This window comes from Methylocystis rosea SV97 (genome assembly GCF_000372845.1).
Taxonomy (GTDB): Bacteria; Pseudomonadota; Alphaproteobacteria; order Rhizobiales; family Beijerinckiaceae; genus Methylocystis; species Methylocystis rosea.
Map to the genome: position 1 here is coordinate 1,568,828 of NZ_KB889963.1, position 19,970 is coordinate 1,588,797.

Annotated in this window: 16 protein-coding genes; 2 read left to right on the forward strand and 14 right to left on the reverse strand. The window is 63.6% G+C overall.

All coding sequences use genetic code 11. From position 1 onward, the window contains the following. Positions 1-2 precede the first annotated feature (2 nt). On the forward strand, positions 3-674 hold the full coding sequence (locus A3OO_RS0108215) for a phosphoribosyltransferase (protein ID WP_040573738.1): 672 nt from the start codon (positions 3-5) through the stop codon (positions 672-674). 103 nt (positions 675-777) lie between these two features. Next, on the forward strand, positions 778-1,347 hold the full coding sequence (locus tag A3OO_RS0108220; RefSeq protein WP_018407359.1) for a L,D-transpeptidase: 570 nt from the start codon (positions 778-780) through the stop codon (positions 1,345-1,347). Here the strand turns inward: A3OO_RS0108220 and yidD are convergent. The 14 genes from yidD to A3OO_RS0108300 all read right to left on the reverse strand — a co-directional run bounded on the left by yidD (position 1,344) and on the right by A3OO_RS0108300 (position 19,947). Continuing rightward, positions 1,344-1,700: a membrane protein insertion efficiency factor YidD gene (gene yidD / locus A3OO_RS0108225; RefSeq protein ID WP_018407360.1), complete on the reverse strand. Its 357-nt coding sequence runs from the start codon at positions 1,698-1,700 to the stop codon at positions 1,344-1,346. The genes A3OO_RS0108220 and yidD overlap by 4 nt on opposite strands. A gap of 322 nt (positions 1,701-2,022) precedes the next feature. After that, positions 2,023-2,520: a P-loop nucleotide/nucleoside kinase family protein gene (locus A3OO_RS0108235; protein WP_026222804.1), complete on the reverse strand. Its 498-nt coding sequence runs from the start codon at positions 2,518-2,520 to the stop codon at positions 2,023-2,025. Positions 2,521-2,623: 103 nt separating this feature from the next. Beyond that, a complete protein-coding gene (gene rpoC / locus A3OO_RS0108240; protein WP_018407363.1) occupies positions 2,624-6,805 on the reverse strand; it encodes a DNA-directed RNA polymerase subunit beta' in 4,182 nt (1,393 codons plus the stop codon). A 156-nt stretch (positions 6,806-6,961) separates the two neighbouring features. Next, complete coding sequence (rpoB, locus tag A3OO_RS0108245) at positions 6,962-11,098, reverse strand: DNA-directed RNA polymerase subunit beta (RefSeq protein ID WP_018407364.1); 4,137 nt, start codon at positions 11,096-11,098, stop codon at positions 6,962-6,964. A gap of 177 nt (positions 11,099-11,275) precedes the next feature. Then, the gene (rplL, locus tag A3OO_RS0108250; protein WP_018407365.1) at positions 11,276-11,653 is read right to left on the reverse strand and encodes a 50S ribosomal protein L7/L12; all 378 of its coding nucleotides are present in this window, start codon (positions 11,651-11,653) and stop codon (positions 11,276-11,278) included. Positions 11,654-11,695: 42 nt separating this feature from the next. Continuing rightward, positions 11,696-12,211, reverse strand: a complete 516-nt coding sequence (gene rplJ / locus A3OO_RS0108255) for a 50S ribosomal protein L10 (RefSeq protein ID WP_018407366.1) — start codon at positions 12,209-12,211, stop codon at positions 11,696-11,698. Between the two features lie 500 nt (positions 12,212-12,711). Continuing rightward, entirely contained in the window at positions 12,712-13,008 is a 297-nt protein-coding gene (locus A3OO_RS0108260) for a hypothetical protein (RefSeq protein WP_156824780.1), read from the reverse strand. 86 nt (positions 13,009-13,094) lie between these two features. Then, positions 13,095-15,509, reverse strand: a complete 2,415-nt coding sequence (pheT, locus tag A3OO_RS0108265) for a phenylalanine--tRNA ligase subunit beta (protein WP_018407368.1) — start codon at positions 15,507-15,509, stop codon at positions 13,095-13,097. A 283-nt stretch (positions 15,510-15,792) separates the two neighbouring features. Further along, positions 15,793-16,068 carry a DUF2442 domain-containing protein gene (locus tag A3OO_RS0108275; protein ID WP_040573389.1) on the reverse strand — a complete coding sequence of 92 codons (276 nt, stop codon included), beginning with the start codon at positions 16,066-16,068 and terminating at the stop codon, positions 15,793-15,795. Beyond that, positions 16,049-16,285: a DUF4160 domain-containing protein gene (locus A3OO_RS0108280; RefSeq protein ID WP_018407371.1), complete on the reverse strand. Its 237-nt coding sequence runs from the start codon at positions 16,283-16,285 to the stop codon at positions 16,049-16,051. The genes A3OO_RS0108275 and A3OO_RS0108280 overlap by 20 nt, the downstream gene beginning before the upstream one ends. A gap of 3 nt (positions 16,286-16,288) precedes the next feature. After that, the gene (pheS, locus tag A3OO_RS0108285; protein WP_018407372.1) at positions 16,289-17,368 is read right to left on the reverse strand and encodes a phenylalanine--tRNA ligase subunit alpha; all 1,080 of its coding nucleotides are present in this window, start codon (positions 17,366-17,368) and stop codon (positions 16,289-16,291) included. A gap of 279 nt (positions 17,369-17,647) precedes the next feature. Then, the gene (locus A3OO_RS0108290; RefSeq protein WP_026222805.1) at positions 17,648-18,640 is read right to left on the reverse strand and encodes a bifunctional enoyl-CoA hydratase/phosphate acetyltransferase; all 993 of its coding nucleotides are present in this window, start codon (positions 18,638-18,640) and stop codon (positions 17,648-17,650) included. Between the two features lie 15 nt (positions 18,641-18,655). Then, positions 18,656-19,183 carry a DUF3280 domain-containing protein gene (locus A3OO_RS0108295; protein WP_018407374.1) on the reverse strand — a complete coding sequence of 176 codons (528 nt, stop codon included), beginning with the start codon at positions 19,181-19,183 and terminating at the stop codon, positions 18,656-18,658. After that, positions 19,180-19,947 carry a M48 family metallopeptidase gene (locus tag A3OO_RS0108300; RefSeq protein WP_018407375.1) on the reverse strand — a complete coding sequence of 256 codons (768 nt, stop codon included), beginning with the start codon at positions 19,945-19,947 and terminating at the stop codon, positions 19,180-19,182. The genes A3OO_RS0108295 and A3OO_RS0108300 overlap by 4 nt, the downstream gene beginning before the upstream one ends. Positions 19,948-19,970: the final 23 nt, after the last annotated feature.

The following is a 19,970-nucleotide window of genomic DNA, read 5'->3' on the forward strand; positions in this document are numbered from 1 at the left end:
CCATGTCCTTTTACGACCGAACCGACGCTGGCCATCGCCTTGCCGCCGAGCTTGAGAAATTCAAGGGCGAGGATGTTGTCGTCTTCGCCCTGCCGCGCGGCGGCGCGCCCGTCGCCGAGCCGATCGCGGTTTTGTTGAAGGCGCCTCTCGATCTCGTGCTCGTCAGGAAAATTGGCGTGCCCTTTCAGCCGGAGCTGGCGATGGGCGCCGTGGCGGATGGCGGCGCGCCGATCATCGTGCGCAATGAGGACGTGATCGCCATAGCGAATGTGAGCGAACAAGAATTTGAGGAGGTGTGCGCGCGCGAGCTTGAGGAGATCGAGCGGCGCCGGCAGCTCTATCTTGGAGGCCGTGAACGACCGGAAGCGAAAGGGCACATCGCCATCGTTGTCGACGACGGCGTCGCCACCGGCGCGACGACGCGCGCGGCTCTGCGCGCCGTCCGCGCGCGCGGGCCCAAAAAGCTTGTGCTGGCCGTGCCGGTCGCGCCTCCAGATACGCTGGAGTCACTCAGCGCTGAAGTCGATGAGATTGTCTGTCTTGAGACGCCTCGCGCGTTCGGCGCGATAGGCTTTTTCTACCGGGATTTTCGCCAGATCAGCGATGGTGAAGTGATCGAAATCCTGAACCGATGCGCCAAGAGGGCCGGGGGCGCGTCGAACGCGACGATCTGAGCGGCCGAACGGAGCATGGCGCTATGTCGTCGCCGTTATCGGCGACCCGAAATCAGCCGTAATCGCCCAAAAAACTCTCTCCGCGGCTTTTGGGAGATCAACCATGCGCCAAAACAGCGGATCGATCATTTTTGTCGCGCTTCTCTTCACGGCGGCCCCGGCGCAGGCTTTCGACAGTCCGATCAATCGCGGTCCGCTGGCCGATTTCCTCAATGTTTTTCGCGAGCAGGCGATACCGCGGCAGGCCGTCTATTGGCGCCATCCGGAATTCAAGCGCGGCACGGTCGTCATCTCGACCAAGGACCGTCGGCTCTATTACGTGCTCGGCGATCGACGCGCGATCGAATATGGCGTCGGCGTCGGCCGAATGGGCTTCACCTGGTCCGGCGTGAAAACGATTTCGCGCAAGCGCGAGTGGCCGGACTGGAGCCCGCCGCCGCAAATGCTCAAGCGCAGACCCGATTTGCCGCGCCATATGGCCGGCGGCATGGAAAATCCGCTTGGCGCGCGCGCGCTCTACCTCGGCTCGAGCCAATATCGGATTCATGGCTCCAACGAGCCGGACACGATCGGCGCCGCCGTGTCATCGGGCTGCATCCGCATGACCAACAAGGACGTCGTCGATCTCTACAGTCGCGTGAAGGTCGGGACGAAAGTCGTCGTGCTCAATTAAGGGCGCCCGGCGTCCATCTTGTCTCCGGGCTCGACGGCTTCGCAGACCAAGCGCTGGCGCCAGACGCCATAGCGCCAGGGCGTGAGCGGGCGCGCATTGGCGCGCAGTGTCTCGGGCACAGGGTCGAAACCCGCGCCGCCGCCCGGACGGCAGCGGCAGATGCGCGCGAACCCCATCCAGCCGCCAGCCCAAAAGCCATGTTTCGCGATGGCTTCATCGGCGTATTCGGAGCAGGTGGGCGCATAGCGGCAGAAGCGTCCCGCGAAGGCCGAGAAGGTGACGCGGTAGACGAATATCAGCGCGCGCGCCGCGCGAGCGGGGAGAGATCGCAGCAGGGCAAGAAGGGTCAGCACAACCGCAATCTATTTCCGCCGGACGCGAATCTGAAGGGCGCGCGCTTAATTTTACCGGGCCTGAGCGAGACGGCTGTCGGGGCGCCGCCGCCGGGCGAGACGATCCTTGTCGCAGCCTCCCTCTATGCTGGTCACACGCATGCGCTCGGCGCCAAGATCAAGAAAGTGGAGGGCCACCCATCAGGATCGCCGGCTTTTTGATCGGCGTGATAGGCCCCATCGTCGGCTGCCGATACTACAAGGCCAATGAGGAAGCCCTGATTGCCCGCGCGCAGGAGGAATTGGGGAATGTCGTGTTTCCTGAGATTGGGCGGGGTATGCATCAGTCCGATTCTCGATAGACAATGGTATTGAAACCCTCGGCCTGCGCCGGAGGCGCAAAATAGCTCGTGATTAAATCGAACTGTTCGTCTGTTACAAGAAACTCGTGCTCGCCGCGAGCGTAACGCGCATGCATGCGCGCTCTGCAAAGAGCGTCTGACGCTTTTAGATAATGAAGCTGATGCGCGACGCCGGCGTTCTCCAAAATGCCGTGCATCCATTGCCGGGTAGCGACGGTGTTCGCGGGGAAATCCAGGATGACCGACAGTCCCGCGCGCAGCACATCCTCTATATGCGGGCCTATCACATCGCGTAAGCGCGCCGAGTAACGCACATAATCCTCTACCGAATGCATCTCGGGACCGTAAAGGCGTTTCATCCACCTATCTTCGCTGACCAGCAAGGTCGCCGGCGCCGCGGCGAGGCGATTGCAGAGCGTCGATTTGCCGGCGGCGATCTTGCCGCAGACCAAATGGAGGGTGGGTTGATGCGTAGTCACGATCGTCATCCGCCACGTCGGAATTCGAAAACGAAACTCGGCGTTATATCGAAAAAGGCCGCCCGGCGAGGGCGGCCTTTTCGAGTTTAGCGTGTAGGCGATCTCACTCCGCCGGCGGCAGCGCCGGCGCAGGCTCGGCCGCTTCGGCGCCGCGCTGCTCGATGATGAGTTCGTCGCGCCCGCCCGCGACGGCGCGGAACTTGGACATCGCAGCGCCGGTGCCGGCCGGAATGAGCCGGCCAACGATGACGTTCTCCTTGAGGCCGACCAGCGGATCGATCTTGCCGTTGACGGCGGCCTCGGTGAGGACGCGGGTCGTTTCCTGGAAGGAGGCGGCCGAGAAGAAGGAGCGCGTCTGCAGCGAGGCCTTGGTGATGCCGAGAAGCACCGGCGTGCCTGTCGCAGGCTTGCCGCCATTCTCGAGCGCCTTGGCGTTCGCCTCCTCGAGCTCCAGCTTGTCGACTTGCTCGCCTTCGAGGAAGCCGGTGTCGCCCGGATCGACGATGTCGATCTTCTGCAACATCTGACGCACGATCACTTCGATGTGCTTGTCGTTGATGTTGACGCCCTGCAGCCGGTAGACCTCCTGGATCTCGTTGACGAGGTAAGCTGCAAGCTCCTCCACGCCCTTGATCGCCAAAATGTCATGCGGCGCCGGATTGCCGTCGACGATGTAATCGCCCTTCTCGACGACGTCGCCATCCTGAAGATGGATATGCTTGCCCTTCGGGATCAGATATTCGACCGGATCCGCGCCTTCCTCGGTCGGCGTGATGGTGATGCGCTGCTTGTTCTTGTAGTCCTTGCCGAAGGCGACCGTGCCGGAGATTTCCGCGATGATCGCGTGATCCTTCGGACGGCGCGCCTCGAAAAGCTCCGCGACGCGCGGCAGACCGCCGGTGATGTCGCGGGTCTTGGCGCTCTCCACCGAAATACGCGCGACAATGTCGCCGGCCTTCACCGTGCCGCCGGGTTCGACGGCGATGATCGAGTCGACGGGCAGCAAGTAGCGAGCGTCGCCGCCGCGGGCCAGTTTGACGATCTTGCCATCGGCGCCCTTGATCAGGATCGAGGGCTTCAGGCTCGCCGAACGCAGGTTGAGGCGGTAGTCCATGACCATGCGCTTGGTGATGCCGGTCGATTCGTCGACCGTCTCCGACATCGATTGCCCTTCGACGAGTTCCTCGAAGCCGATGACGCCGTCGACTTCGCTGATGATCGGACGCGTGTAGGGGTCCCACTCGGCCAGTCGCTGGCCGCGCTTCACCTTGTCGCCCTCGTCGACCTTCATTTTGGCGCCATAGAGGAGGCGGTTCACCGCCCGCTCCTCGCCATTCGGGCCGAGGATCACGATGGCGACGTTACGCGCCATGACGATGAGGTCGCCGTCCGAGTTGCGGGCGAGATGGCGATTGCGCACATGCACCTTGCCCTCGAAGTTCGACTCGATGAACGACTGGTCAGCCAGCTGCGCCGCGCCGCCGATATGGAAGGTGCGCATGGTGAGCTGCGTGCCCGGCTCGCCGATCGACTGCGCCGCGATGACGCCGACGGCTTCGCCCATGTTGACGGGCGTGCCGCGCGCCAGATCGCGTCCATAGCACTTGCCGCAGACGCCATTCTTGGCCTCGCAGGTCAGGACCGAGCGGATCTTCACCTCCTGAATGCCGGCGGCGTTGATCGCGTCGATGTGCTGCTCCTGGATCATCTCGCCGGCCGGCACAATCACGGTCTTGCCGTCCTGCGACATCAGAGGCTCCGCCGCGGTGCGGCCGAGGATGCGCGACGTCAGCGAGGCGACGACCTGTCCCGCGTCGATGATCGCGCGCATGCGGATGCCGTTCTGGGAGCCGCAGTCGGTCGATGAGATGATCGAATCCTGCGCGACGTCAACGAGACGGCGCGTGAGATAGCCCGAGTTCGCGGTCTTCAACGCCGTGTCGGCGAGACCCTTGCGGGCGCCGTGCGTGGAGTTGAAGTATTCAAGGACGGTGAGGCCTTCCTTGAAGTTCGAGATGATCGGGCTCTCGATGATCTCGCCCGAGGGCTTGGCCATCAGTCCGCGCATCGCGGCGAGCTGCTTCATCTGCTGCGGCGAGCCGCGCGCGCCGGAATGCGACATCATATAGATCGAGTTGATCGGCATGTCGCGGCCGTGCTCGTCTTTGCTCACCGACGAGATGCGCTGCATCATCTCCTCAGCGAGCTTGTCGGTGCACTTCATCCAGGCGTCGACGACCTTGTTGTATTTTTCGCCCTGAGTGATCAGGCCGTCATTATACTGCTGCTCATATTCCTTGGCCGCCGCGCGCGTCTCGGAGACGATCGCCTCCTTGTTTTCCGGCACGACCATGTCGTCCTTGCCGAAGGAGATTCCCGCCTTGAAGGCTTCGCGGAAGCCAAGCGACATGATGCGATCGCAGAAGATGACCGTCTCCTTCTGACCGCAGTTGCGGTAGACGGTGTCGATCATGTTCGAGATTTCCTTCTTGGTCATCAGTCTGTTGACGACGTCGAAGGGAATCTTGTCGTGTCTCGGCATGAGCTGGCCGAGCATCATGCGGCCGGGCGTCGTGTCGAAAATCTTCGACACGCGCTTGCCCTTTTCATCATAGGTCCAGGCGCGGCCCTTGATCTTGGTGTGGAGCGTGACCGCCTTGGCGGCGATCGCGTGCTCAATCTCGCCCTGGCTCGAGAAAGCCATGCCCTGTCCGGGTTCGCCGTCGCGCTCAAGCGTGAGATAATAGAGGCCGAGAACGATATCCTGCGACGGCACGATGATCGGCTGACCATTGGCCGGGTGCAAGATGTTGTTCGTCGACATCATCAGCACGCGCGCTTCGAGCTGCGCTTCGAGCGACAGCGGCACGTGAACGGCCATCTGGTCGCCGTCGAAGTCGGCGTTGAAGGCGGCGCAGACGAGCGGATGCAGCTGGATCGCCTTGCCCTCGATCAGCACCGGCTCGAACGCCTGAATGCCGAGACGATGCAGAGTGGGCGCGCGATTCAGCAGCACCGGATGCTCGCGAATAACCTCGTCGAGGATGTCCCAGACTTCCGGCTTTTCCTTTTCGACGAGCTTCTTCGCCTGCTTGACGGTCGCCGAATAGCCCTTGGCGTCGAGACGCGAATAGATGAAGGGCTTGAACAGCTCGAGCGCCATCTTCTTGGGCAGGCCGCACTGATGCAGCTTCAGCTCCGGACCGACGACGATCACCGAACGGCCGGAATAATCGACGCGCTTGCCGAGCAGGTTCTGCCGGAAGCGGCCCTGCTTGCCCTTCAGCATGTCGGCGAGCGACTTCAGCGGACGCTTGTTGGCGCCCGTGATCACGCGTCCGCGGCGGCCGTTGTCGAACAGCGCGTCGACGGCCTCCTGCAACATGCGCTTCTCGTTGCGGATGATGATGTCCGGCGCGCGCAATTCGATCAGCCGCTTCAGACGATTGTTGCGGTTGATGACGCGGCGGTAGAGATCGTTCAGATCCGAGGTCGCGAAGCGGCCGCCGTCCAGCGGCACGAGCGGACGCAGATCCGGCGGAATGACCGGAACTTCCTTGAGAATCATCCATTCGGGGCGATTGCCCGACTGGAGGAAAGCCTCGATGATCTTGAGGCGCTTGGCCAGCTTCTTGGGCTTGAGCTCGGTCTTCGCTTCGGAGATCTCGATGCGCAGCGACGCCGCGATCGCTTCCAGGTCCATCGACTCAAGAAGTTTGCGGATCGCTTCCGCGCCGATCATGGCCGTGAACGTGTCCTGGCCATATTCGTCTTGCGCGCGCACATATTCGTCTTCCGACAGCAACTGACGCTCTTTGAGCGGCGTCAGGCCCGCGTCGAGGACGATATACGACTCGAAATAGAGGATTCGCTCAAGATCCTTGAGCGTCATGTCGAGCAACAGGCCGATGCGCGAGGGCAGCGACTTCAGAAACCAGATGTGGGCGACGGGCGCGGCGAGCGAGATGTGGCCCATGCGGTCGCGCCGCACACGCGCGAGGGTGACCTCGACGCCGCACTTTTCGCAAATGACGCCCTTGTATTTCATCCGCTTATATTTGCCGCACAGGCACTCATAGTCCTTGATCGGACCGAAGATGCGCGCGCAGAATAATCCGTCGCGCTCTGGCTTGAACGTGCGGTAGTTGATCGTCTCGGGCTTTTTGATCTCGCCGTAAGACCAGGAAAGAATCTTCTCCGGGCTTGCGATCGAAATCTGAATCTGGTCGAAGGCCTGCGTCGCCACGACCGGATTGAAGAGATTCATGACCTCTTGCTGATTCATGGTCTTCTCCTAGGGCGCTGCGAATGCGGCTTCGAGCCCTTTCCGCGCGCCGTGAAATTCTTATTCAGAGCGTCACCGCGAGACGCGAAACGGCGAAGCAATCCTGGACTGCTTCGCTTCGCTCGCAATGACGTTCTGCAGCTTCATCGGCAGGGATTACTCCGCCGCCTCGGCCGCTGTGGGCGGCGCTTCCTCTTCCGGCTCCGCGTTGGTCAGTTCGACGTTCAGCGCCAGCGAGCGCATCTCCTTGATGAGCACGTTGAAGCTCTCCGGAATGCCCGATTCGAAGGTGTCGTCGCCGCGCACGATCGACTCATAGACCTTGGTGCGGCCGGCGACGTCGTCCGACTTCACGGTCAGCATCTCCTGCAGCGTGTACGCGGCGCCATAGGCTTCGAGCGCCCAGACCTCCATTTCGCCGAAGCGCTGACCGCCGAACTGCGCCTTGCCGCCCAGCGGTTGCTGGGTGACGAGCGAGTAGGGGCCGATGGAGCGCGCGTGGATCTTATCGTCGACGAGATGATGCAGCTTCAGCATATAGATGTAGCCGACGGTCACCTTACGGTCGAAGGTCTCGCCGGTGCGTCCGTCGAAGAGCCTCACCTGACCTGACGAGGCCAGTCCCGCCTTCTCCAGCATTTCGACGATGTCCTTCTCGCGCGCGCCGTCGAACACCGGCGTCGCGATCGGAACCCCGCGCTTCAAATCCTTGCCGACTTCCACAAGGCTCGTCTCGCTGAGCGAGGCGAGTTCCGGATCTTCGCCGTAGATTTCCGTCAACGCTTTGCGCAAAGGCTTGATGTCTTTGCTGCGATAATACGCGTCAACGGCCTGGCCGACCTGCTTGCCGAGACCGGCGCAGGCCCAGCCGAGATGCGTCTCGAGAATCTGTCCGACATTCATCCGGCTCGGCACGCCGAGCGGATTGAGCACGATGTCGACAGGCGTGCCGTCCTCGAGGAACGGCATGTCTTCCTGCGGCACGATGCGCGAAACGACGCCCTTGTTGCCGTGACGGCCGGCCATCTTGTCGCCGGGCTGAATCTTGCGCTTCACCGCGACGAAGACTTTGACCATCTTCATCACGCCGGGCGGCAGTTCGTCGCCACGCTGCAGTTTCTCGACCTTGTCGAGGAAGCGGTTCTCAAGCCCCTTCTTCGACTCGTCATATTGCTTGCGCACGGCTTCGATCGACGCCATCAGCGCGTCATCCTCGACGACGAAGGTCCACCACTGCGAGCGGGGATATTCGTCGAGGATCGCCTGAGTCAGCTTCTCGCCCTTCTTGAAGGACTTCGGGCCGGCGATACCGACCTTGCCGATCAACGTTTCACAAAGACGCGTATAGACGTTGCGGTCCAGGATCGCGAGCTCGTCGTCGCGGTCCTTGGCGAGACGCTCGATCTCCTCGCGTTCGATCGCCTGGGCGCGCTCGTCCTTCTCGACGCCGTGGCGATTGAACACGCGCACTTCGACGATGGTTCCCTGAACGCCCGGCGGCACGCGCAGCGATGTGTCGCGCACGTCGGAGGCCTTTTCGCCGAAGATGGCGCGCAGGAGTTTCTCTTCCGGCGTCATCGGGCTTTCGCCCTTGGGCGTGATCTTGCCGACGAGAATGTCGCCCGCCTGCACTTCGGCGCCGATGTAAACGATCCCCGCCTCGTCGAGATTCTTCAACGTCTCTTCCGAAACGTTGGGAATATCGCGGGTGATCTCTTCCGGACCGAGCTTCGTGTCGCGCGCCATCACCTCGAATTCATCGATGTGAATCGAGGTGAACACGTCGTCCTTGACGATGCGCTCGTTCAGGAGGATCGAATCCTCGAAGTTGTAGCCGTTCCAAGGCATGAAGGCGACGAGCACATTTCGCCCGAGCGCCAGATCGCCAAGGTCGGTCGACGGACCGTCGGCGATGATGTCGCCCTTCACCACAAGGTCGCCGACGCGAACGAGCGGCTTCTGGTTGATGCAGGTCGACTGGTTCGAGCGCTGGAACTTCATCAGCCGATAGATGTCGACGCCGGGCTTGCCCGGATCAAGTTCTTCGGTCGCGCGGATGACGATACGGGTCGCGTCGATCTGATCGACCACGCCGGTGCGGCGCGCCGAAATGGCGGCGCCAGAGTCGCGCGCCACGATCGGCTCCATGCCGGTGCCGACGAGCGGCGCGTCGGCCTTGACGAGCGGCACGGCCTGGCGCTGCATGTTCGAGCCCATCAGCGCGCGGTTGGCGTCATCGTTCTCAAGGAACGGAATGAGCGCCGCGGCCACCGACACGAGCTGCTTGGGCGACACGTCCATCGCGTCGACCTTCTCGCGCGGCACGAGCATGACGTCGCCGGCGTGGCGGCAGAGCACGAGGTCTTCCGTCAGATTGCCGTCCTTGTCGACCTGCGCGTTCGCCTGAGCGACGTGATATTTCGCCTCCTCCATCGCCGACAGATAGGCGACTTCGCCGGTCACCTTGCTGTCGCGCACGCGGCGATACGGCGCTTCGATGAAGCCGTATTTGTTGACGCGGGCGAAAGTCGCGAGCGAATTGATCAGGCCGATGTTCGGACCTTCCGGCGTCTCGATCGGACAGATGCGGCCGTAATGCGTCGGGTGCACGTCGCGCACCTCGAAGCCCGCTCTTTCACGAGTCAGTCCGCCCGGGCCAAGCGCCGAGAGACGACGCTTATGCGTGATCTCCGACAGAGGATTGGTCTGGTCCATGAACTGCGACAGCTGCGACGAACCGAAGAATTCGCGCACGGCGGCCGCCGCCGGCTTGGCGTTGATCAGATCCTGCGGCATGACCGTGTCGATATCGACCGACGACATGCGCTCCTTGATGGCGCGCTCCATGCGCAGCAGGCCGAGGCGATACTGATTCTCCATCAGCTCGCCGACCGAACGCACGCGGCGATTGCCGAGATGGTCGATGTCGTCGATTTCGCCGCGACCATCGCGCAGATCGACGAGCGCCTTGACGACCGCGAGGATATCCTCGCGACGCAGCGTCCGCGTCGTATCCGGCGCGTCGAGATCGAGGCGCATGTTCATCTTCACGCGGCCGACGGCCGAGAGATCATAGCGCTCCGGATCGAAGAACAGCGAGTGGAACATGTTTTCCGCCGTGTCCATCGTCGGCGGCTCGCCGGGACGCATGACGCGGTAGATGTCGAACAGCGCCTCTTCGCGAATCGAGTTCTTGTCGACGGCGAGCGTATTGCGGATGTACGGACCGATATTGATGTGGTCGATGTCGAGCACCGGCAGCTCATCGAAGCCTTTTTCGATCAGCAGCGGCAGCGTCTTCACGGTGATCTCCTCGCCCGCTTCGGCGAAGATCTCGCCGGTGGCGGGGTCGAAGAGGTCCTGCGCGAGATATTGGCCGTAGAGCTCTTCGGGCGCGACGCGAATCGCCTTCACGCCCTTCTCGGCGAGTTGGCGCGCGGCGCGCACGGCCAGCTTCTTGCCGGCTTCGAGAATCACCTGGCCGGTGTCGGCGTCGACCATATCGGCGACAGCCTTCACGCCCTTGATGCGCTCGGCGTCGAACGGCATGCGCCAGTTCTCGCCGTCCTGCGTGTACAGGATGGTCTTGTAGAAGGTCGACAGAATCTCTTCGCCGTCGAGGCCAAGCGCGAACAGGAGCGACGTCACCGGAATCTTGCGGCGGCGGTCGATGCGCGCATAGACGATGTCCTTGGCGTCGAACTCGATGTCGAGCCAGGATCCGCGATAGGGAATGATGCGGGCGGCGAACAGCAGCTTGCCCGAAGAATGGCTCTTGCCCTTGTCGTGGTCGAAGAACACGCCCGGCGAGCGATGCATCTGCGAGACGATGACGCGCTCGGTGCCGTTGACGACGAAGGTGCCGTTCGACGTCATGAAGGGCATGTCGCCCATGTAGACGTCCTGCTCCTTGATGTCCTTGACCGACTTCGCCTGCGTATCGGGATCGACATCGAACACGATGAGGCGCAGCGTCACTTTGAGCGGCGCAGCGTAGGTCATGCCGCGCTGGCGGCACTCGTCGACGTCATATTTCGGCTGTTCGAACTCGTAACGCACGAATTCGAGCAGGGAGACCTGCGAGAAGTCGGAGATCGGAAAGACGGACTTGAAGACGGACTGCAGCCCCTCGTCAGGACGGCCGCCTTTCGGCTCGTCGACAAGGAGGAACTGATCGTAGGAGGCCTTTTGGACCTCGATCAGATTCGGCATTTCCGCCGCTTCGCGGATATGTCCGAAGAATTTGCGGATGCGCTTGCGACCGGTGAACTTTCTCGCCGACGTCTGAGCCATGTCGCTTTTCGAGCCTCTTTCTTCGTTGGCCGACCATCCCGCTGCGAGAGGTCCTTGCCCGTCAGGCGCTCGTCTTGCGGCGGGTTCCCGCGTCCGTGAGCGCCTTTTGTTTATTGGCCGCAGCCCCGGCGCGCCGGGGCTGCGACGATCGCAACGCCGCCAAAGGCGGCAGAGGAATTACTTGAGTTCGACCTTGGCGCCGACCTTTTCGAGGGCGGCCTTGATCTTCTCGGCCTCGTCCTTCGTCGCGCCTTCCTTGACGGGCTTGGGCGCGCCTTCGACCAGGTCCTTTGCCTCCTTCAGGCCGAGGCCGGTGATCGCGCGGACTTCCTTGATGACCTCGATCTTCTTCTCGCCGGCCGCGGCCAGGATCACGTTGAACTCGGTCTTCTCTTCCACGACCGGCGCAGCGGCGGCGGCGCCAGGAGCGGCGGCGACGGCGACGGCGGCGGCGGCGGAAACGCCCCACTTCTCTTCGAGGAGCTTCGCGAGTTCAGCCGCCTCGAGGACGGTCAGCGCCGAGAGGTCTTCGACGATCTTTTCAAGATTTGCCATTTGTTGCGTCCTTTGAATTTGGTTTGTCTGGTTCTCGGCCTCTTAGGCCGCGTCTCGATTGGCGTAGGCTCCGAAGACGCGCGCGAGCTTGGCGGCTGGCGCGGTCGAGAGCTGAGCGATCTTGGTCGCGGGCGCCTGGATAAGGCCCACGAGCTTGGCGCGCAGTTCGTCGAGGGACGGCATCGTCGCAAGCGACTTGACGCTGTCCGGATTCAGAGCAGTCTTGCCCATGGCGCCGCCCAGGATGACAAACTTGTTGTTGTCCTTGGCGAAGGCCACGGCGACTTTCGGCGCCGCCACCGGATCGTCCGAATAGGCGATCAGGGTCGGCCCCTTGAGCAGGGGCGCGATAGAGGCGACGTCGGCGCCATCGAGAGCGATCTTGGCGAGGCGGTTCTTCGCGACCTGGACCGTCGCGCCAGCATTGCGGGCCTGCTTGCGCAGGTTTTGCAGCTGGGCCACGGTCAGGCCGGAGTAGTGAGCGACGACGACGACGCCGGTCTTCGAAAAGACTTCGCGTAACGCCGCGACCGCTTCCTTTTTCTCCGCTCTGTCCACGGTTGCTCTCTCTACTGGCGGGAAATCCCGCCGGTTGCGACATGCCGCTCGCTTGAGGCGCGCGGCGCCGTAGATCCTGTCCCCGTCACGGCGCAACGCCGCGGCGGTTGAAGGGGCGCGAACCAAATTCGAAGGACGCACGCGGGAAGCCCGCTTGCGGCCTCTAAAATTCCGGTTTCCCCGTCTGTGCAGGCCGCCTTCGAGAAGACGGATCGCTCCGCCTTTCCTTGGGCCGATTGAGCCGCTACAGGGTTGAAGCCCCTTGCGTGCGCCGGCAGTCTCGGACAGGACATGGCCGGACGGGACACGAGGGAGAACCCCCGGGTCCGCCGGCCTATCCACCGCCTTTTCCTAAGCCCTGGAAGGACTTGAGTCGAGGCGGAAGCTCAAAACTGAAAAGGGGGCCGCAGGTCGATTGGCCAGCCCCGGATCGTCTATTTAAGGGGAGTGGAGCAGTTTGCCAAGGGGAAAAACGACGTTTCTCACCCAGTTCAGCCGCGTTACCGCCGTCCCGGCGTGAACTCCATCCGAACGCGGCCGCCCCGGCTGGCGGAAATCCGCGCGGCGCCAGAGCGAGACGGCGGGCGAGAGGCGCTGCGGTTTGTAGCTTTCCCGCTGTGGCCGCCTTCGGCGGCGACGCCGGGATAGGTCGCTCCATGCTGGCCGCGCATCGGCCCGAAGGAGGCGAGGCAGCGGTTATAGGAGTCCGCCTCCTTGATCGCTTCGCAATCGTCGATGCTTCGCGGCGCGGCGAGGGCGGGAGCAGCGAGGACAGCAAGGAATGCCGCAATCGCCAAGGTCAGGCCGCGGCGAGGGGCTTCGCGAAAAAGCCATCCAGCGGCTGCTTCACGGCTCGCTTCATGTCGCTGGAGACGACGGCCCCTCATCCCCTCAGCGTCGCGCCGCATTTCTTTTGCGCCTCCGCCACGATTTTCTGGGCCACCGCCTCGATCTCCGCGTCCGTCAGAGTCTTTTCGCGCGGCTGCAGGGTGACGGCGATGCCGATCGATTTTTTGCCCTCGGGGACGCCCTTGCCTTCGTAGACGTCGAAGACTGCGACATCGGCGATCAGAGTCCGGTCGGCGCCCTGCGCCGCCTTCACCAGATCGCCGGCGGCCGCTGCCCGATCGACGATAAAGGCGAAATCGCGCGAAACCGGCTGAAGATCCGAAATGTCCAGCTTCGGCTTGATTTTCGTCGGCTTCGCCTTGGGCGCGGGGAGCGCGTCGAGAATGATCTCGAAAGCCGCGATGGGTCCCTCGACATCCATGACTTTCAGCGCGCGCGGATGCAATTCGCCGAAATGGCCGACGATGTTCTTTGGTCCAAATTGCAGCGTCGCCGAGCGGCCGGGGTGAAACCATGCCGGCCCGCCGGAGACGATCTGCAGGCCGCCGGCCGCGACGCCGAGCGCATTCAGCAGCGCCATGGCGTCGGCCTTGGCGTCGAAGGCGCCGGCCGCGCGCGCTAGCGCCGACCAGTGGCGGCCGGCGCCCGCCAATCCGCGCCGCACGCCCGCCGCCGCGAGGCGCTGGCCGGTCTCGGTCGCGTCGAGGAAGATCTGGCCGGCTTCGAAGAGGTTCTGATCGCCAAGCCCGCGCGCGGCGTTGCGGCCGGCGGCCGCGACAAGGCCCGGCAACAGGCTCGGCCGCATGTCGGAAAGATTGGCGGCGATCGGATTGGCGAGCGCCAGCGACGGCTTGCAGCCGCCAAACGCCTCCGCCTGCTCCTTGGAGACGAAGGACCACGTCACCGCCTCGACGAGGCCCTGGCCGGCGAGCGCGCGGCGCGCGTTGCGGGCGCGCTTCTGCATCATGGTCAGCACGGGCGGCGCGACGCCCTCGGCGCGCGGCAGCGGCGTCGAGGGCACATTGTCGACGCCGATCATGCGCACGATTTCCTCGACGATGTCGGCCTTGCCCTCGATATCCGGACGCCAGCTCGGCGCGGCGACATGGGCGATGTCGGCGTCGGCGTTCTCGACGCTGAAGCCGAGGCGCTCGAGAATCTTCGCCGCTTCTTCACGCGGCGCGTCGAGGCCCGTGAGCCGCTTGGTTTCGCTCCAGGGGAAATTGATCGCGCGGGAGAGCAGCGGCAGTTCGCCGGCGAGCGTGAGTTCAGACGGCTCGCCGCCGCAGAATTCCAGCACGAGCTGCGTCGCAAGCTCGATCCCCGGCAGTGCAAAGGCCGGATCGACGCCGCGCTCGAAACGGTAGCGCGCGTCGGTGACAATGCCGAGCTTGCGGCCGGTGAGCGCGATATTCATCGGGTCCCACAGCGCCGTCTCAATCAGCACGTCGGTCGTCGATTCATCGCAGCCTGAGGCCTCGCCGCCCATGACGCCCGCAAGCGATTCCGGTCCGGCCTCGTCGCAGATGACCACCATGCTCTCGTCGAGTTCGTATGTCCGCCCGTCGAGCGCGTGCAGGCTCTCGCCTTTTCGCGCAAGGCGCACGACAAGATCGCCCTTCACTTTTTTCCCGTCGAAGACGTGCAGCGGCCGCGCGCGATCGAAGGTGAGGAAGTTGGTGACGTCGACCAGCGCGTTGATCGGCCGAAGGCCGATTTCGCGCAACCTCGCCTGCAGCCAGGCGGGGCTGGGTCCGTTTTTGACGCCGCGCACGAGGCGGAGGCCGAAGAAGGGCGCTAGATGCCTGTCCTCCTGCGCGAAATCCAGCGTCACGCCGACGGGGCAGGGGAACCTGCCCTCGATTGGCGCAATGTCCTTGGTCTTGAGGACGCCCAGGCCCGCCGCGGCAAGGTCGCGCGCGATGCCGTAGACGCCGGCGGCGTCGGGGCGATTGGGCGTCAGATTGATCTCGATGATCGGATCGTCGAGCCCGGCCCATTGCGCATAGACGGCGCCGACCGGCGCGTCGTCAGGCAGATCGATGATGCCTTCATGGTCGTTGGAAAGTTCGAGTTCGGCCGCAGAGCACAGCATGCCGAGCGACTCGACGCCGCGGATGACGCCCTTGCCAAGCGTGATCTTCTTTCCTGGAATATATGTCCCTGGGGCTGAAAAGACGCTCTTCATGCCGTTGCGGGCGTTCGGCGCGCCGCAGACGACCTGAACCGGCGCGCCGCTTCCCGTATCGACCATGCAGACCCGCAAACGATCGGCGTTCGGATGCGGCTTCGCCCCGATCACCCGCGCGATGGTGAAATCTTTCAGCTGCGCGGCCGGGTCGTGCACATATTCGACCTCAAGGCCGATGCGCGTCAGCGTTTCGACGATCTCGCTGAGCGAGGCCGACGTGTCGAGATGTTCCTTGAGCCAGGAGAGGGTGAGTTTCATTTGTTGAGAACTTTGAAGTTGTCGAGCGCAGGCGCCAAGGGCTCGTCATGCCCGCGCTTGTCGCGGGCATCCACGCCGTGAGGCCGCGGAATGATGAAAGTGAGCGGCGCCATTTTTGTCTCGTATCTCTATTACTATGTGTCTTTGCGTGGATGGCCGCGACAAGCCCGGCCATGACGCGGAGAGATTGTCGTTAGCTGCTCAAGCCGCCGGCGTCCGGAGTTGAGCGCGTGAATTCATCATGCTTCAGACGGCGAGCCTGTCTCTGCTGTTGCAATAGCGGTCAAGCGGCTTTCTCCGGCGAGACCGCGCCTGGCGCCTTCTGCCCGCGCAGCATGCTCGCGACGCTGATATCCTCGTCGATCTGCGACCAGTGCATCCCCAAAGGAGACAGCTCCACGGACCGACGCGCCTCCGGCGAAGCCTGAGCAAGACGCGGATACCACCACAGCGGCGCGCGCAATATGCGCCCATCAGCCAGCGCGACAGTGAGGAAGCTGTCGTCGCATGACGCCTCGGTAGGCCGGGCGTCTTCGACCTCAATTTGCAAAGTAGTCATTCCACGACCTCAGAAAGGACTCACGCTCCTCGCGCGTCTTCTTGACGATCTCATTCAGATCCTGGGCCGTGAAGCCCATATTCACGGCGACGCTAACGTTCTCAAGCCAGATTTTCGCTTCCTTCGCGTCTTTGGTCACATGGACGTGCGCCGGCTCCCAGCCATCCGCAGAATAGAAGAAGAAGCGGTATCCCTTCCACCTCAGCACCGTCGGCATATTCTAGCTGCTCAACCCGCCCGCAAGCGTCGGGAAATCCAGCGGCCTGAACCCATAGTGCTCTAGCCAGCGCGTATCGGCGTCGAAGAAGGCGCGCAGATCCGACATGCCATATTTCAGCATCGCCAGCCGGTCGACGCCGACGCCGAAGGCGAAGCCCTGATAGCGGTCGGGATCGATGCCGCAATTTCTCAGCACATTGGGATGCACCATGCCGCAGCCCAGAATCTCCATCCAGTCTTCGCCCTCGCCGAAGCGAATTTCGCCGCCCTGGCGCCGGCATTGAACATCGACCTCCATCGAGGGTTCGGTGAAGGGGAAGAAGGAGGGCCGAAAGCGCAGCTTGACGCCCTTCACCTCGAAGAAGCTCCTTAGGAATTCTTCGAGCGTCCATTTGAGATGCCCAAGATGCGTCGTCTCATCGATGACGAGCCCCTCGATCTGATGGAACATCGGCGTATGTGTCTGGTCGAAGTCGCAGCGGTAGACCCGGCCAGGGCAGATGACTCGGATCGGCGGCTGCTGCGACAACATGGTGCGCACCTGCACCGGGCTCGTATGGGTGCGCAGCAGCCGCTTCTCGCCTGAGTCGGTGGTCAGAAAGAACGTGTCCTGCATCTCCCGCGCGGGATGCCCTTCGGGGAAGTTGAGCTTGGTGAAATTATAGTCGTCGCTCTCGATGTCCGGTCCCTCGGCGACCGCGAAGCCCATATCGGCAAAGATGATGGAGAGTTCGTCCGTGACCTGCGAAATCGGATGGATGCGCCCGCGCTCCAGCGGACCCGCCGGCGCAGGCAGCGTCATATCGAGCGTCTCGGCCGTAAGGCGCGCTTCCAAAGCCGCTTCAGCAAGCCGTTCGCGTCGCGCGGCGATCGCCTCGGCCGCCTTGTCTTTTAGCGCATTGATCTTCGCGCCCTCGGTCTTGCGCTCTTCGGGCGACATTTTGCCGAGCGTTGCGAGCAGCGCCGAAATCGCGCCCTTCTTGCCGAGCGAGGAGAGGCGCACGGCTTCGAGCGCCGCCTCGTCGGCGGCCTCGTCGATTTGGCGCAGCGTATCTTCTTCGAGTTTGGCGAGGTCGGTCATATTGGTTTCTAATGTGGACGTTTCCTCGTCCTTCGAGACGCCCGCTCCGCGGGATCCTCAGGATAGGGAAACGTAAAGCGCGCCGCTTGCGCCCTCATGCTGAGGAGGCTCCGCAGGAGCCGTCTCGAAGCATGCGGGCGAAGGTCAGCCGCCCTTTTCGGGAAATCTTGCGCTGCGTTCTGCCATGCGGGCGGCGATCTGTCGAGAACGACAGATCGCGCCGCATTTGGGCGCGCCCGCTTTGCGCGAAAAACCGGGCCCACTTGATCGCAGCGCGGTCTACGGCGCGGCGCGCGGCCGATGGGTGAAAATCTGCGCCAGCGCCGAAGAGACGACGCGCGAATCGACGTCGTCGGCGCGGCTCGTCAGCACGATCGGGACGCGCGCGCCGAGGACCAGTCCCGCGGTGTCGGCGCCGCCGAGGAAGACGAGCTGCTTCGCCAGGATATTGCCCGCCTCGAGATCGGGCGCCACCAGAATGTCCGCGTCGCCGGCGACTTCGGACTCAATGTGCTTGGCATCGGCCGCCTCGCGCGAGATGGCGTTGTCGAAGGCCAGCGGACCGTCAAGCGCGGCGCCGGCGATCTGGCCGCGGTCGGCCATCTTGCAGAGCGCCGCCGCCTCGATGGTCGACGGGATCTTTCCTTCGACCGTCTCCACGGCCGAAAGTAGCGCCACCTTGGGACGCTCGATGCCGATCGCATGCGCGAGATCGATTGCGTTGCGCACGATGTCGCGCTTGGTGTCGAGCGTCGGCGCAATGTTGATCGCGGCGTCGGTGACGAGCAGCAACTTATGATAATACGGCGCGTCGATCACAAAGACATGGCTGATCCGCCGGTCCGTGCGCAGTCCCGCGCCGTCGCGTATGACCGCAGTCATCAGTTCATCCGTGTGCAGCGCGCCTTTCATCAGCGCGTGCAGCCGGCCGCGGCGCACGAGCTCCACCGCTTGATCGGCGGCGGCGTGGCTGTGTGGCGCATCGACGATCTCGACGCCTTCGAGCGAGACCCCGCTCGCGCGCGCGGCCGCCTCGATCTTCGCCCGCGGTCCGATAAGAGTCGGGACGATCAGCCCTTTGTCGCGCGCGGCGATCGCGCCTTCGACCGAGCGCGCGTCGCAAGGATGGATGACGCCCATGCGGATGGGCGGCAGCGCCTGCGCCCGCCGCACGAGGGCGTCAAGCAAGGCGCCGCGCGCGCGGGCCTGCGCCACCATCGACCAGGGCGGGCGCGACGTCGCCGTCGGTTCACAGCCAGCGCTCTGGCTCATACGGGCCTCCTTGGCTCAATTCAGCGGATCTCGGGCAATACGATCGACGAAGAATTTCGTCGTGCGCGCCCAGGATTGATCATTATCCCCGCGAAAATCGAACCCTTGATGATAGATCAGTTCGCCCGTCGAGACGCGCGCGATTGACACGCCCATGCTGAGGATCAGCGTGCTGACCTTATTGACGACGCCCGTCAGAACGAGATCGGCGCCGGCCTTGCGGGCGAGCGACAATTCGCAGCCGTTGCAGGTGCGAATGTAGGTTTGTTTCAAGATCGCGTCGAGATCCGCCGCGATGGGCGCCCGGTCGACGACGTCATAGACGCGCCGCGCGGCGAGTCCCGCGCCGATGTCGTCACGCGCCCGCGCCAGTCGCTTTGCATGTTCGGCGCTTTGGTCGACAGGCTCGTTTGACGTGTCGACCAGCTCAAAATCGAGAACGAGTAGGCGTTTACGCGGCTCTTCGGCCAGCGCCGACGCGGCTTGCGACATCGGGAGGGGCAGGAGCAGGGCGAATCCGAGCAGGCCGCGGCGGTCGATCATCGCGCCTTGGCTCCATATTTGTGGAGGTGCGCGCCATGGGCGGAGAGCCAGGCTTCGGCGTGATCCGTGTCGGCGCAAAGCCGCCGCGTCAGCTTCCAAAATCGCGGCGAATGATCGAGATGCACGAGATGCGCGACCTCGTGGGCGGCGAGGTAATCGAGGACGAATGGCGGCGCCATGATCAGCCGCCAGGAAAAGTTCAACGAGCCGGAGGCCGAACATGATCCCCATCGGCTGATCGGATCGCGCAGGCCGACGCCGCGGGGCGGCAGACTCAGTGCGCCCGTGTGGCGGGCGACGGCCTCTTCAAGGTCGCGTCGCGCCTCCCGCTTCAGGTGGTCCTGAACGCGGCGGTGCACATGTTCGGTCTGGCCGGCGACGCAAAGCGCGAAGGGAGCCTCGGCATCGTCTCTCGGCTCGATCCAAGTGACCCCTCGGCGGTCCGGATGATGGGCGATCATATGATCGACGCCGCGCAGAGGCGCGACCGACCCATGCGCGAAAGGAATGGTTGCAGGAAGCCTGTCGAGACGCGAAGCGAGCCAGGCGGCGTGGCGCTGGGCGAAATCTCGCGCATCGCGCAATGACGCCCGCTTCGGCATCGTCAACACCGCATCGCGTGCAGCGAAGCGCACACGCAAAGTGAACCGCCGCGCATTCTGTGACCGACGCAAAGCGACGAGAATTGTTTCGCCGGCGTGGACCAATGTGAGAATTGACGCGCCGCCAGTCGGCGTCGGTCCTTGGCGCAGGAGTCGAAGCATAACGCTCATGCTAGCGCAAAGGC